The 16,879-nt window shown below is 40.9% G+C and carries 2 protein-coding genes; both read left to right on the top strand.

Annotation, left to right across the window (positions count from 1 at the left end):
• Window positions 1–240: 240 nt before the first annotated feature.
• Window positions 241–4,431: an SDR family NAD(P)-dependent oxidoreductase gene (locus tag CLI64_RS11815; protein ID WP_103137408.1), complete on the top strand. Its 4,191-nt coding sequence runs from the start codon at window positions 241–243 to the stop codon at window positions 4,429–4,431.
• Between the two features lies 1 nt (window position 4,432).
• On the top strand, window positions 4,433–16,783 hold the full coding sequence (locus tag CLI64_RS11810) for a non-ribosomal peptide synthetase (RefSeq protein ID WP_103137407.1): 12,351 nt from the start codon (window positions 4,433–4,435) through the stop codon (window positions 16,781–16,783).
• Window positions 16,784–16,879: the final 96 nt, after the last annotated feature.

Raw genomic sequence — 16,879 nt, 5'->3', positions numbered from 1 at the left:
AAACTGTTAATTCTTAATTTTTAAATATTTTTACTCTTCTTAAATGTCTTAACTGTCTACTTAAATTTCTTAACTGTCTGACTAAATGTCTTAACTACTATTGCATTTTATTGCTAAAACTGAGATTATCTATCTGCTGAATAATCGTAAAAATTAATTAATAAATAAAAATAATAACTTTAAATTTAAAAAATACTTTAAATTTATCAATAATAAATATTAATAAGGATATTAAGGCTAATGCAGTTAAATGATCATAGTCAAACTTTAGCAACCCCCAATGACAAAAATTTTCTCTATAGAAAAATAGAAGTTGCTATTTTGTCGAGTTTGACTGTCAGTGATTGTATAGTCCGAGAAAGACAAACGCAAAAGCAAAAACAGGAATTAGTTGCTTATGTAGTGCCATCAGGTTTATTTGCATCAGAACAATTATCATCTCATCTGCAAACAATTCTGCCTCAAGAATTGATACCTACAATATTTGTGCCAATCTCTACCATACCCCTAACAGCCGCAGGGGAAGTAGATGAAGTAACTCTAGCCAATTTAGAAGTAATTGACTCTGAGTTAATGCGTAGTTTAGAAAAGCAATTAGAGTCATTACCAGAAATTGAGCGTGTCGCGGTTGTTGTCGAACCTGTTATTAAAAATATTTCCCCTCTACATTTAGATGATTTACTAGGTGAGACTCAAGTAAATCTCGATACAAATAGCCAAGCGATACAACCAAACACCCATAGTCTGACAATAGCAAACGAAAATTCTGCTTCATCAAAAAAGTTAGCTATTAGTCACGGTGAACCCCTAAAATCTTCTGAAGATGCGCCTCAGACTTTAACAGCAGTATTAAAAAAAACCTCGGAAAATTCCACTAAAGGGATTATTTACATTCAAGCTGACGGCAGTGAGCAAGTTCAATCTTACAAAGAATTATGGCAAGATGCTCAACGCATTTTAGCTGGGTTGAGAAAACTAGGACTCAAACCCCAAGATAAAGTAATTTTTCAACTAGAAGATAATCAAGATTTTATCTGTGCTTTTTGGGCTTGTGTTCTGGGGGGTTTTGTTCCTGTACCAGTATCCATTGCCCCAAACTATGAATTAGCTAATAGTACCGCCAGCAAACTGCAAAATACTTGGCAAATGTTGGGGAAACCTCTGATTTTGACGAGTGCTGCTTTAGCTAACAATATTGATGATTTTTTCAGCTTGTTAAACTTAGAAAATTTTCAAATTGCAACTATTAATAAATTACGTGAATATCAACCAGATTTAAATTACCATCAAAGTCAGCCAGAGGATTTAGCAATATTGCTTTTGACTTCAGGCAGCACTGGAATACCCAAGTGTGTGATGTTGAATCATCACAACATTTTGAGTATGACGACTGGATTAATTTTAATGGGTGATTTTTCCAGTCAGGAAAGCGTTTTAAACTGGATGCCTTTAGATCATGTGGGTGCGCTAGTTTCGCTGAGTATTATGGCTGTGAGTTTAGGTTGTCAGCAAATTCATGTACCTACTAACCTAATTGTGCAGAAACCACTCCTGTGGCTAGATTTGATTGATAAACATCAAGCTACCATTAGTTGGTCTCCTAACTTTGCTTTTTCCTTAATTTGCGATCGCACTTCTGAAATCAATCGTCAGAATTGGGATTTATCCTCAATGAAGTTTATCATCAACGCTGGGGAGCCGATTGTCACTAAAACAGCCAGAAATTTCTTAAAATTACTAAGTCGTCACGGTTTACCGACTGATGCTATTCACCCAGCTTTTGGAATGTGTGAAACTTCTTCAGGTATTACCTATTCTGATAGTTTTTCCCTTGAATCTTCATCGGATGACACTTCATTTGTAGAATTAGGACTACCAATTGCTGGAGCTTCATTACGCATTGTTGATGAAAATGAACAAATAGTGGCAGAAAATACTATTGGTCGTTTACAGGTAAAAGGTGCGTCTGTTACTAATGGTTATTATCAAAATCCCCAAGCAAATCAAGAAGTTTTTACGGCTGATGGTTGGTTTAACACAGGAGATTTAGGTTTTCTTGATCAAGGACGTTTAACTATTACCGGAAGAATCAAAGATGTCATTATTATTAATGGATTGAACTACTACTGTCACGAAATTGAGGCTGCTGTTGAAGAATTAGCAGGAGTAGAAGTTTCATATACGGCAGCTTGTGCAGTCAGACAACCTGGAATTAATACAGATAAACTAGCAATCTTTTTCCATACTTCTGTGACTGATGATGTTAGTTTGTTAAATCTGCTCAGAGAAATTCGTACTGCTGTTGTCAACAAAGCAGGAATAAATCCTGATTATTTAATTCCAGTAGATAAAGAAATTATTCCAAAAACTGCCATAGGAAAAATTCAGCGATCGCAACTCAGCCAACGCTTCCAAAAAGGTGAGTTTCAATCAATTACTAAACGCATTGATATATTACTCGGTAATGCCAATACCATTCCAAACTGGTTCTACCGTCAAGTATGGCAACTCAAAAATCCCATTACTATTGATTCTGTTTTCACTGTTACTAATGCCACATTAGTATTTTTAGATGCTGACGGTTTGGGTTCTTATGTATGTCAAGTATTGTCAGAACATAACCTGCCATACATAAGTGTTACACCTGGAGAAGATTTCCGCAAAATCAATCACACACACTACACCATTACAGCAGGACAAGCCAAAGATTACCAACTTTTACTTGAATCACTAGCAGCAGATAATATTATCATTGGGCAAATTCTTCACCTATGGACTTATAACCAATATATTGGCGAAGTCAAAAGCATTGATACTTTAGAACAAGCACAAGAATACGGCATATATAGTTTATTGTTTTTGACTCAAGCTTTAGCCAAAGTTCAAGGTGCGGATCATTCAGTCCAATTACTATTTATTTCTTCTCATATCCAGGCTATTTCCTCAGATGACTCCATAGCTTATGAGAAATCAGCAGTATTAGGGCTACTAAAAACCATTCCCCAAGAATTACCTTGGTTGAATTGTCGCCACATTGATTTACCCTTTGCTGAAGCGGAACAAAATGGAGAATTTATCTTAAAAGAAATCCAAATTTATGCCAAGGAACGAGAAGTGGCTTATAGAAATGGGCAGCGTTTTGTTCCCCGGCTAGAAAAAGTTGATTTTATCAGCCAATCTCCATCTGCAATTACCTTCAAACAAGGTGGGATGTATTTAATCACCGGCGGACTTGGTGGTATAGGAGTCGAAGTCGCGCGGTATTTATTGCAGCATTATCAAGCCAAATTACTGTTAGTGGGCAGAACCCCATTAACTTCAGAAAAACGCCTCAAAGTCTATCAAGAATTAAAACAAATTGGGGGAGAGTTAATCTACGAAGCTGTGGATATTTGTAATTTAAAACAGTTACAAATCACAGTTGAAAAAGCTCAAGCCCAATGGGGTAAAAACCTGGATGGCATACTGCATTTAGCTGGAACTTTTCATGAGCAACTTGTAATTGATGAAACTCAAGAAAGCTTAAAGTCTATACTTCGTCCAAAAGTTTTGGGAGCTTGGGTGCTGCATCAATTAATTAAACACAATCAAGACAGTATTTTTATTAACTTTTCTTCAGTAAATGGTTTTTTTGGTGCTACTGCTGTCGGAGCTTATGGTGCTGCTAATAGTTTTTTGGATAGTTTTTCTCATTACCAAAATGCCCAGAGTAAATTAGCCAGCTATTGTCTTAGTTGGAGTATGTGGGATGACAGAGGCATGAGCCAAGGATATCAGATGAAGAATCTCATCCGCGCTAAAGGTTTCTATATCATGTCTGCTTCCCAAGCCATATCTTCAATGATTGCTAGTCTACAACATCAACAAACAAATATATTGATAGGTTTGGATGGGAGTAATCAAAACATTCAATGTTGGCAGTCTCAAATCTTTAACTTACAAAAGTTAACTGCTTATTTTACTTCTAGAATTAACGAAGTTAAATTATCAAATTTACGAGTGCAAGACCGCTTTGGTCATGCTTGTAATTGCAACTTGGTACAAATTCCAGACATTCCTTGCCGGGAAAATGGTGAAATTGATCGTGTTAGCCTTATTAACAACATTAAGTCTCAGGAAACTAGAGAGCGAATAGAACCACGCAACGAAATAGAGATTAAAATTGCTCAATGTTGGCAGCAAGTTCTGAAAGTGCAACTGCTAGGCATTCACGACAACTTTTTCGAGTTAGGAGGAAATTCCTTATTAGCTGGTCAAGTGATTGCTCTGTTGCGCGAATATTTCGCTGTGGAATTATCTTTACAGCGTTTGTTTCAAGCACCTACCATTGCTGATTTATCTCAGACAATTCTAGCAATTCAAGCAGTAACTCAAAATAAAAATTCCTTGACTGAAACACTCGCAGAAGATTACGAAGAGGATTATTTATAAAATGGCTATATTTGAATTCTTATCTTTACTAAATACTTTAGATATTAAAATCTGGATTGAGGATGATCAGTTACGCTATCGCGCTCCTAAAGGAGCAATGACAGCAGAGATAAAAGAGCAACTTAAGGAACGTAAAGCAGAAATTATCGCTTTTTTACAGGAAGCACAAACAGCTACACAATTAACTTCGTTATCTTTAGATCCAGTTTCTAGAAATAAAGATTTACCTTTATCTTTTGCCCAGCAGAGAATGTGGTTTCTTTCGCAATTAGATGGAGAAAGCACATTTTATAATGAGAGTTTCCAGTTAAGAATTGTTGGTAAACTATCTGTCACAGCTTTAGAACAGAGCATTAACGAAATTATTCGTCGTCATGAAGCTTTACGTACTAACTTTCCGACGGTAGAAGGTATTCCCCTTCAGCTTATTAGACCTAATTTAACTATCAGCATTCCTGTAATAGATGTGCAGGAATGCACAGAAACTGCTGTACAAAAAATCATCACTCAGGAAGTAAGTCAGTCTTTTGATTTAGGTACAGATTCCTTAGTAAAAGTCACTTTACTACGGCAAACACCAGAATCTCACCTATTGATTATCACCATGCACCACATCGTTGTAGATGGTTGGTCAATGGGGATATTCTTCCGAGAATTAGAAGCACTGTATTCAGCCTTTATTCAAGGAAAGCCCAATCCCTTACCGGCATTAGCAATACAATATGCTGATTTCGCTGTGTGGCAGCGTGAATGGTTAACTCAAGAAGTTCAAGAAAAGCAACTAGAATACTGGACACAACAGTTAGCTGGCGCACCGCCTTTGTTGGAGTTACCAACAGATTATCCCCGTCCCCCAGTGCAGACTTTTGCTGGTGCGACGATTGCATTTCAAATTGATGAAGATTTAACCTCTGAGCTTGTTACCCTGAGCCAACAGTCAGGTGTCACCTTGTTTATGACGCTGCTGACAGCTTTTGCTGTTTTACTGCATCGTTATAGTGGTCAGGATGATATTTGCATTGGTTCGCCTTTTGCTAACCGCGATCGCCGAGAAATTGATTCACTAATTGGCTTTTTTGTCAATACCTTGGTTTTGCGTACCCAGTTAGAAGGCAATCCTAGTTTCTCACAGTTGCTAGAAAAAGTCCGGTCTGTGGTTTGGGATGCCCACGCACACCAAGACATCCCATTTGAACAAATAGTAGAAGCATTACAGCCAGAACGTTCTCTGGGCTATAATCCCTTGTTTCAGGCGTTATTTGTTCTAGAAAATTTCTCCCTGGAAACTTTAGAGTTACCTGGTATTAGTCTGACTCCAGAAATCATTGACCGGGGTACGTCCAAGTTCGACTTGAGTGTCTCAGCTTGGCAGACTAAAAAGGGATTAAAGGGGTTTTGGGAATATAACAGTGACCTATTCACACCCGACACAATTACCAGGATGATTGGTCATTTCCAGAGTTTGTTAGCAGCAATAGTCAAAGATCCCCAACAAAAAGTGCGACAATTGCCTTTGCTGACTGAAAAAGAACAGCATCAATTGTTAGTGGAGTGGAATCACACTCATACAGATTATCCCCAAGATAAATGTCTGCATCAGTTATTTGAGGAACAGGTAGAGAAAACACCGGATGCTGTGGCTGTGGTGTTTGAAAATCAGCAATTAACTTACCACCAATTGAATTGTCGGGCTAATCAATTAGCACATCACCTGCGGTCTTTGGGTGTAAAACCAGACGTACTAGTAAGTATTTGTGTGGAGCGATCGCTAGAAATGGCGATCGGACTGTTGGGGATTCTTAAAGCTGGTGGGGCTTATCTGCCAATTGACCCAGAATATCCTCCTGAGCGTATAAGCTTGATGTTGCAAGATGCTCAAGTGTCTTTGTTGCTGTCTCAAAAGTCACTATTAAGTCAATTACCCTTAGATAACCGAGAAAACCCTTGTCAGGTCATTTGTTTAGACCAAAACACTTTTAACTTAGCGTTAACTGAAAATCCCAGTCGCCAAACTCAGCCTGATAATTTAGCCTACGTAATTTATACCTCCGGTTCTACAGGAAGACCCAAGGGGGTAATGATTGAGCATCGCGCCATTGTCAATTTAAGTTTGACATGGGCTAAAACCTTCCAAGTTCAAAACCACAGCCGTTTGTTGCAATTTGGTTCTTTTAGTTTTGATTTATCTGTAGCTGAAATTACCACGGCTTTCGTCACAGGTGCTTGTTTGTATTTGGCCAATAAAGAAACTTTATTGCCTAGTCAAAGCTTAGTTGACTTTTTAACAGCAAACAAAATTACCCATAGCTTTTTATCTCCTTCGGCCTTATCTGTCTTACCGAAAGCGAGTTTACCTGATTTGCAATGTCTCACAGCCGGTGGTGAGGCTTGTACAACTGAAATAGTTAATCAGTGGGGAACGGAGAGACGTTTCTACAATTGCTACGGGCCAACAGAATCCACAGTGACGGCTACTATATTTCTTTGTCAACCCAATGGCAAAAAACCACCCATCGGTAAACCAATATCTAATCTCCGCATCTATATTTTAGATGCACATCATCAAGTATTACCGCCAGGAATACCAGGGGAATTGTGTATTGCTGGGGTTGGTTTAGCTAGAGGCTATTTAAATCGTCCCGAAATTACTGCTGAAAAATTTATTGAAATTGATCTATTTGGTCAAGTTGAGCGCATTTACAAAACTGGCGACCTAGCAAGATGGGGTGCTGATGGCAACATCGAATACTTGGGTCGCATTGATAATCAAGTAAAAATACGTGGATTCCGCATTGAGTTGGACGAAGTCGAAACCGCACTCAACCGCAATCCTGAAGTACAGACATCCTGTGTCATTGTGCGTGAAGATATCCCTGGGCAGAAGCAACTAGTCGCCTACGTGGTGCCACACCATACAGTAACCATGAGTGAACTGCGCCAATATCTCAAAGAAAAACTCCCAGAGTATATGCTGCCTCATGCTTTTGTCATTCTAGAGTCTTTACCTGTGACTCCTAACGGTAAGATAGACCGGCGCGCCTTACCAGCACCAGACTCTCGTGAGGGACTTGAAGTCAGTTTTGTCGCTCCACGTAATCAAACCGAAAAAATCCTAGCGCAGATTTGGGCAGAAGTGCTGAGGGTAAAGCAAGTAGGTATTTACGATAACTTCTTTGAACTTGGTGGCGATTCCATTCTCAGTATTCAAATTCTGGCTAAAGCCAAGCTTGCAGGGCTGCAACTGACACTTAAACAATTGTTTGCCCATCAAGCGATCGCTGATTTAGCCGCAGTAGCAGGTACAATTGAGGCGATCGAGGTCAAACAGGAATTAGTCACAGGCTTAGTCCCTCTAACTCCCATTCAACACTGGTTTTTTGAACAGAATTTAGTAGAAGCACACCATTTCAACCAAGCATTTTTACTCTCATTTCCTTGTGACCTCCAGCCAGAAACATTAAAGCAAGTATTCCAGCAATTACTGGTACATCATGATGCTCTACGCCTACGCTTCACACCATCTGATGCAACCTGGCAACAAATTTATTCTGCGCCTAATGATCACCTTGCTTTCTCTTACATAGATTTATCGGCACTCCCAGAGAATGAGCAACAAGCAGCCATTGCAGATCAAGAAGCTGTCTTGCAGGCAAATTTGCATCTGTCAGAAAATCTAGTGCAAGTAGCCTTTTTTCATTTGGGGGTTGACAAAAGAGTAAAATTACTCATAGTCATCCACCACTTGGTAATTGATGGTGTATCGTGGCGGATTTTATTAAATGATTTGCAAACCGCTTACCAGCAACTTGCTCAAGGTCAAACCCTTCAGTTGCCTCCTAAAACCACTTCTTTTAAGGATTGGTCTGAGAAATTAACAGCTTATGCACAATCCCCAGCCCTCAAATCTGAAGTAGCTTATTGGCTCAACGAAGCTCGCCTCAAAGTTCCTTCTATCCCCGTAGACTTGACAAAAGGAGTCAATAATTTTGCAGCCGCCAACACCATATTATTATCTTTAAGTGAGTCAGAAACTCGTGCTTTACTCCACGATGTGCCGAAAGCTTACAACACTCAAATCAACGACGTGCTGTTAACTGCCTTGGTGTTGGTTGTGAGCAAATGGATTGGCTCTCGCAGTGTCCTGTTTAATTTAGAAGGTCACGGGCGAGAAGATATTGTTGATGGTGTAGATTTATCACGCACTGTCGGTTGGTTTACGACTATCTTCCCCGTGCTTGTAGAACTTCCAGCCACAGACAAGCTAGCAGATGTCTTAAAATCCGTGAAAGAACAACTGCGGGCTATTCCCAATAAAGGTATTGGCTATGGTTTATTACGCTATCTGAGCCAAGATGCAGAAATTGCTAGCCAACTACAGGCATTTCCCCAAGCTCAAATCAGTTTTAATTATTTGGGTCAATTTGATCAACAAGTCAATACATCTTCTTGGATGCAGCCAGCTAGTGAGTCGGCGGTAAAAATGCACGGGTTACAGAACAACCGCCCTTATCTACTAGAAATAGACAGCATTATTGCGGGAGAACAGTTACGAATAGAGTGGACTTACAGCAAAAATCTGCACCAGCACGCGACAATCGAAAATCTGGCACAAGAGTTTTTCCAGACATTGCAGCAAATAATTGCTCATTGTGCATCTGGTGAGAATGGAGGTTATACACCTTCAGATTTCTCACTCGTGAGGTTTAACCAGCTAGAACTAGACCAAACCTTGGCTTTAGTTTGCAAACATCAATCAGGCAAAACTCACTGGCGAAATATTGAAGATATTTATCCACTCTCGCCGATGCAAGAGGGGATGCTATTTGAGAGTCTTTATGCTCCCAATTCTCCGGCGTATTTTGAGCAGTCAATTTACAATTTGAGTGGTCAGCTAAACCTGTCAGCCTTTGAACAAGCTTGGCAGCAAGTGGTAGCAAGACACTCAATTTTGCGGACTGGTTTTATTTGGGAACAATTGCCACAGCCACTGCAAGTAGTGTATCGGCAAGTAGATGTTAAACTACAGACCTATGATTGGCAGCACCTATCTCCACAACAGCAACAACAAAAACTAGAATCTTTATTGCAGTCCCAGCGACAACAGGGTTTCCAACTTTCTACTGCACCATTAATGCACTTGAGTCTTGTACAATTGAGTGCAGATCGCTATCAATTTGTGTGGAATTTTCATCATTTATTGCTTGATGGTTGGTCAGTACCTGTAATTTTCCAAGACTTATTGTATTTTTATCGAGCAATTCTCCAGGGTGAAACTCAGACAAGACCACCAGTTTTAAGCTACCGCAACTATATTGCTTGGTTACAGCAGCAAGACTTGACCAAAGCCCAAGAATTTTGGCGGCAAAAACTCCAAGGTTTTACCGCACCTACTCCTTTAACAGTCGATAAACCCTCATCCCAGCGTAAACAGTTAGACGCTAGTTACAGGGAACAGAAAATTCAACTAACCGCGACAGCGACAACCGCCCTACAGACTTTTGCCCGACAGCATCAATTGACGATGAATAACGTTGTGCAGGGGACTTGGGCATTACTGCTGTATCGCTACAGTCAAGAAACAGATATAGTTTTTGGTGCTACTGTGTCCGGCCGTCCCGCATCTTTGATTGGTGTTGAGTCGATGGTAGGACTATTTATCAATACTTTGCCAGTGCGAGTTCAGTTGGGAAATGAAACTGAAGTTTTGGCTTTGTTGCAGGATTTGCAGACTCAACTTGTCGAGTCTGAGCAGTATTCATATAGCTCATTAGTAGATATTCAAGGGCTAAGTGATGTTCCTAGAGGAACACCTTTATTTGAGAGTCTGGTTGTTTTTGATAATTATCCAGTTAATGAAGCTGCCCCAGAGAACAATTATGGTTTCTCAATAGACGATCTTCACGCCATTGAGCAAACTAATTATCCCCTAACAATCATAGCGATTCCTGGTCAGCAATTACTAGTGAGGATTAGCTATGATACTAGCCGATTTGATGATGGGGCGATCGCTCGTTTGTTAGGACATTTCCAAACATTGCTGACAGCAATTGTTGCTAACCCCAATGAGCGAATTTCTCAATTACCATTGCTGACAGCCTGGGAAAAACAGCAGTTGTTAGTTGACTGGAATAATACTCAAGCAGAATATCCTGTTGATCAGTGCATCCATCAGTTATTCGAGGAACAGGTGGAGAAAACACCGGATGCTGTGGCTGTGGTGTTTGAAAATCAACATCTCACCTATCAGCAATTGAATTGTAGGGCGAATCAATTAGCTCATTATTTGCAGGACTTGGGTGTAAAACCAGATACACTGGTGGGTATTTGTGTTGAGCGTTCCTTAGAAATGATGGTGGGACTATTGGGGATTCTCAAAGTTGGTGGTGCTTATGTACCAATTGACCCAGAGTATCCGACTGAACGCTTAAGCTTTATGCTGACAGACACTCAGGTCAAAGTTTTGCTAACTCAAGAGAAATTAAGAGAGTTCCTTCCTCAATATCAAGGGCGTATAGTTTGCTTAGACAGCGACTGGAACAGCATATCTCTGGAAAATCAGAATAATCTCAACATCACAGTCAGTGCAGAAAGTCTAGCCCATGTAATTTATACATCAGGTTCGACAGGCACACCCAAAGGAGTCGCCGTCACTCATCAGTCTGTAAATCGACTTGTGATCAACACAAATTACATCCAACTCACAGCTAATGACCGTATTGCACAAGCCGCAAATATTGCTTTTGATGCCGCCACCTTTGAAATTTGGGGAGCATTATTACACGGAGCAGTGCTAGTGATCATCAGTAAATCCGTGTTGTTGATTCCCGAAGAATTAGCCGTCAATATCAGTTCACACAAAGTCAATGTCTTATTTTTAACTACAGCGTTATTCAATCAACTAGCCAGTCATCTCCCGCAAGCGTTTAGCTCATTAAAATACTTACTGTTTGGCGGGGAAGCAGTTGATCCTAGATGGGTGCAGGAAGTCCTAGAAAAAGGAACTCCTCAAAAATTACTCCATGTTTATGGGCCAACCGAAAATACTACTTTTTCTTCTTGGTACTGGGTAGAGAAATTAGTAGGAACAGCTACAACTGTTCCCATCGGTCGCCCAATTACTAATACGCAAATTTATATCCTTGACCAAAATTTACAACCAGTACCTGTTGGTGTACCAGGGGAATTATACCTTGGCGGTGACGGACTAGCACGAGGCTATCTCAACCGCCCTGAATTGACCAACGAAAAATTTATCGCCAACCCCTTTGGCAAGTCAAAATTGTATAAAACTGGAGATTTAGCCCGTTATTTACCAGATGGGAATATTGAGTACATAAAACGCATTGATAATCAAGTAAAAATTCGGGGATTCCGCATCGAATTGGGAGAAATCGAAACCGTCCTCAGCCAATATCCTAAAATTAAATCAGTTGTAGCGATCGCCCGTGAAGATAGCCCTGGTAACAAACGTTTAGTCGCTTATGTTGTACCACATCAAGACTCTCAACCCGTAGCCCAAGAACTGCGTAGCTTCCTGAAAACCAAACTACCAGAACACATGATACCGGGTGTGTTTGTCATCCTCGAATCTCTACCTCTGACACCCAACGGCAAAATCGACCGCCGCGCCTTACCACAACCAGACTTAGACAGCACACTGCTAGAAAAATACGTCGCCCCACACAACCCAATTGAAGAACTGTTAGCCCAAGTTTGGGCGCAGGTGCTGAAAGTAGGGCAAGTGGGTATTTATGATAACTTCTTTGAATTGGGGGGACACTCCTTACTCGCAACACAATTGGTTTCACGCATCCGCAATATTTTTCAAGTAGAACTACCCTTGTCTGAGTTGTTTACTGCCCCCACAGTCATTGAATTGGCACAAAAAATTGGGCAGTTACAGCCAGAACAGCTAGAACTATCTGCACCGCAGATTTTACCGAGGGCAGAGATTTCCGAGTTACCAATGTCTTTTGCTCAACAGCGTTTGTGGTTCTTGGATCAATTCGACCAGAATAGTGTCCTATACAATATCCCCACTGCTTTGCGTCTGGTAGGGAAACTGAATCTTCAGGTACTCGAACAAAGCTTACAAGAAATTATTCATCGCCACGAAGCTTTACGTACCAACTTCATCACCATTAACGAACAACCAACTCAAGTTATTCAAACACAAATTAATTGGCAACTATCAATTGTTGACTGGCAACATCTACCCACTGCTGAACAAGAAACATCTGTACAACAATTCTTGCAACAGCAAGCACTTGAACGATTTGACCTGGTAAGACAAACGTTAATTAGAGCGACATTAATACTACTGAACCAGACAGAGCAAATCTTGTTAGTGTGTATGCACCACATTGTTTCTGATGGTTGGTCAATGGGTGTGTTTGTTCAAGAACTAACACAACTATATAACGCTTATTCTCAAGGTCAGCCTTCACCTCTAGCACCACTAGCAATTCAGTACGCAGATTTTGCATTGTGGCAAAGACAGTGGCTACAAGGGGAGGTGTTACAAAACCAACTCGCGTACTGGGAACAGCAATTAAAAGACGCACCAACTGTATTATCGCTACCCACTGACCGTCCCAGACCTGCGGTGCAAACTGTGACTGGCGCGATTCATGAATTTGCCTTGTCAGTGGAGTTAACTGATCAATTAGTGAAACTCAGCCAGGAGCAAGGTTGTACCCTGTTCATGACACTGTTGGCAGCATTTGATACCCTACTGTATCGCTACACGGGACAATCAGATATTTTGGTGGGTTCACCCATTGCAAACCGCGATCGCGCGGAGGTAGAAGGGTTAATTGGCTTTTTTGTCAATACTTTGGTCATGCGGAGCAATTTGGCAGGTAATCCCAGCTTTAGTGAATTGCTGACTCGTGTGCGGGACATGGCTTTGGGTGCTTATGCTCATCAACACCTGCCCTTTGAAATGTTGGTGGAAGCATTGCAACCAGAACGGGATTTATCCCATACACCACTATTCCAAGTCATGTTTAACTTGCAAAATGCCCCTGTGTCGGAGTTGGAGTTAAATGGGTTAACTGTTAGTTCACTGCCAATTCCAGGGGTGACAGCTGCATTTGATATGACCTTATTCATGCAGAACACTGCTAACGGACTAGTGGGAGTATGGGAATACAACACTGATTTATTTGACCACAGCACTATTGAGAGGATGATTGGTCATTTTGTGACTGTGTTAGAAGCAGTGGTGAGTAACCCCCAAGCACCCATTGACCAGTTGCCCATATTAACAGCAGTTGAGCAACAAAAGTTACTACTTGAGTGGAATGATACTCAGGCTGATGATCCTGTCGGTAAATGTCTGCATGAATTATTTGCACAGCAAGCAGAACTGACACCAGATGCTGTGGCTGTGGTGTTTGAGAATGAACAACTGACTTACCAACAGCTAAACACCCAAGCTAATCAATTAGCTCATTACCTACAGTCTTTAGGTGTGAGAGCAGAGGTATTAGTGGGAATTTATTTAGAGCGTTCGCTCTCCATGATAGTGGCACTGTTAGCCGTCCTCAAAGCAGGTGGCGGTTATGTTCCCCTAGAAGTTGATTATCCCCAACAGCGATTAGCTTACATCTCGGAAGATTCAGAAATTTCAGTATTGATTACACAGGAAAGTTTACTCAACTCCTTGCCAGTTGTAGGGGTGAAAGTGATTGCCTTACATCAAGAGTGGGATGTACTAAATTCTCAAGATCAAGAAAATCCCGTGAGTGCAGTAGTACCAGAAAACTTAGCTTGTGTATTGTACACTTCTGGTTCGACCGGCAGACCCAAAGGTGTGATGTTGACCCATGCCGCCTTAGTAAGTCATTGTAGTGCTATTAGTGAAGCCTTTAGTCTCACAAGTAGCGATCGCGTTTTACAATTTGCGGCATTCGGTTTTGATGTCGCAGTCGAAGAAATTTTCCCCACCTGGTTTAAAGGTGGAACAGTCGTGTTAAGACCAGCGCAATTGTTTTCTTCCTTCGCCAGTTTTGCTGAGTTTATTGAACAACAACAGCTGAGTGTCTTGACTCTCACTTCCGCCTATTGGCATGAATGGATGGTAGCAGTATCTCAATCCTATGCCACAGTACCGCAAAGTCTACGTTTATTGACTGTAGGAGGGGATACAGTTTTACCAGAAACAGTGGCTATGTGGCAGCAATTTGTAGGTGATAGAATCACTTGTCTCAATGCCTACGGCCCCACTGAAGCTTCGGTGACAGCCGTAGTCTATGATGTGCAGAACTTCCACCCAGAAAAAACCAATACAGTCCCCATTGGTCGTCCTGTCGCTAATACAGAAATTTACATCTTGGATTCTAATCTGCAACCAGTACCAATTGGGGTTAAAGGCGAATTATACATTGGTGGTGTGCGGATAGCACGGGGTTATCTCAACCGCCCAGACTTGACACAAGAAAAATTTATTCCTCACCCGTTTAAAGATAAAAAATCCCATCGCCTCTATAAAACTGGAGATTTGGCACGTTATTTACCTGATGGTAACATCGAGTTTATTGGTCGCCTTGATGATGTGGTGAAAATCCGAGGTTTTCGTGTTGCGATCGGAGAAGTCGAAAGTTTGTTAGTTCAGCATCCTGATGTGATTTGTCAGGTGGTCATGGTCAGAGAAGACCAACCAGGTAATAAACAGTTGGTTGCTTATGTTGTCTCTGATAACCCATCCTTAACCCAAAATGAATTACAAAGCTTCTTGAAACAAAAGCTACCTAGTTACATGGTTCCCACAGCTTTTGTGATGCTGGAGGGTTTGCCAGTCACGACTAATGGCAAAGTTGACCGTCGCGCCCTCCCCGCACCCTCCCAAGAGATTGACCTGAGCAACTTTGTTTTCCCCACCACTCCCACACAAAAACTGATAGCAGATATTTGGAGCAGTGTTTTAGGCACAACACAGCTAGGTATTCGCAACAACTTTTTTGACATAGGAGGAAATTCTTTACGAGCGATACAGGTGATGTCTCTATTAAGAGAAGCTTTGCAACTAGATTTACCCCTACGTTATCTGTTTGAAAACCCCACAATCGCAGAACTGGCAGCAGGGGTTGATAGCTTACACATCAGCCAGAAGAATACCATTACCAGAGGCACTATCCCAGATTTAAAAGCAGAAGTTGTCTTAGATCCCAACATTCACATCCCCAGACAGCGTTGTGATGATTACCACCAGCCCCAGCGTATATTTTTAACGGGGGCCACAGGTTTTCTAGGAATTCATTTGCTTGATGAACTTCTACAACAAACCCAGGCTGATATTTATTGCTTGATTCGAGCTACCAATGCTCAACAAGCACAACAGAGGTTGCAAAGTCAACTTAAGTTGTACAAACTCTGGGAAGGAATTGACACAAAGCGGATCATTCCTGTAGCTGGAGACTTAGCAAAAAGCTATTTAGGTCTTTCCACATCAGAGTTTCAGCAGTTGGCTAGTGAGATAGATGTGATCTATCACTGTGGTGCTTTGATCAATGTGATCTATCCTTACTCTGTTTTAAAAGGAGCCAATGTCCTGGGGACACAAGAAATTATCCGATTAGCTAGTGAAACCACAGTCAAACCTTTGCATTTCATTTCCACAACATCTGTTTTATTAGCATCGTCTCCCAATGAAGATGGATTAATTCTGGAATCAGACCCCCTTGAGCAATATCAAGTTCTTGATAACGGCTATGTCCAAAGCAAGTGGGTAGCAGAGCAGTTAGTGATGCAAGCCCGTGATTTGGGACTTCCTGTGGCTATTTATCGAGCTGCAAGAATCACAGGACACAGCCAAACTGGGGTGAGTAACACAGATGATTTATTGTGCAGGCTAGTGAAAGGTTGTTTACAAACAAAAATAGCCCCTGATATTGATTTAGAAGATAATCTGACCCCCGTAGACTATGTCAGCAAAATCATTGTTCATCTATCAGGGCAAAAGCAATCTCTAGGAAAAGCATTTCACCTAGTTAATCCAGACTCTACTCCTCTTAAGCATTTGTTTAAATTGCTTTGTGCTTTAGGATACCCTGTGCAACTGATTCCTGTAGAGCAATGGCATTCAGAGATTACACATCATCAACAGATGCCTGATCCAGATAACTTAAGATTCTTGTCTCATATCATACCCAAAACTACAGCAGATACTTACAAAGAACCAGAATTCGACTATCAAAACACTATGAACGGGTTAGTAAATACTGATATCATGTATCCTGCATTAGACCAAAACCTACTGAAAACTTACATTTCTTACTTCATAAGTAGTGGTTTTATCGATGACCAATTGATGACAGAGCAAATGGCATTTGGTAATAAGGCTAACTAACTATAAATAAACAGTAGTTTGACAACCTCAAATTACCAAATGAAGGTGGACAGGGGAGCAGGGTAAAGTCTTTTATTACCCTTTCCCCTGTTCACT

Source organism: Nostoc sp. CENA543 (assembly GCF_002896875.1).
Classification (GTDB): domain Bacteria; phylum Cyanobacteriota; class Cyanobacteriia; order Cyanobacteriales; family Nostocaceae; genus Trichormus.
Note: the sequence above shows the minus strand (reverse complement) of the source record. Positions and strands in the feature narration are given on the sequence as shown.

What these genes read in the sequence shown, in the direction of transcription:
- CLI64_RS11810 (WP_103137407.1), top strand. Translation starts at nt 4,433, where the DNA reads ATGGCTATATTTGAATTCTTATCTTTACTAAATACTTTAGATATTAAA.
- CLI64_RS11815 (WP_103137408.1), top strand. Translation starts at nt 241, where the DNA reads ATGCAGTTAAATGATCATAGTCAAACTTTAGCAACCCCCAATGACAAA.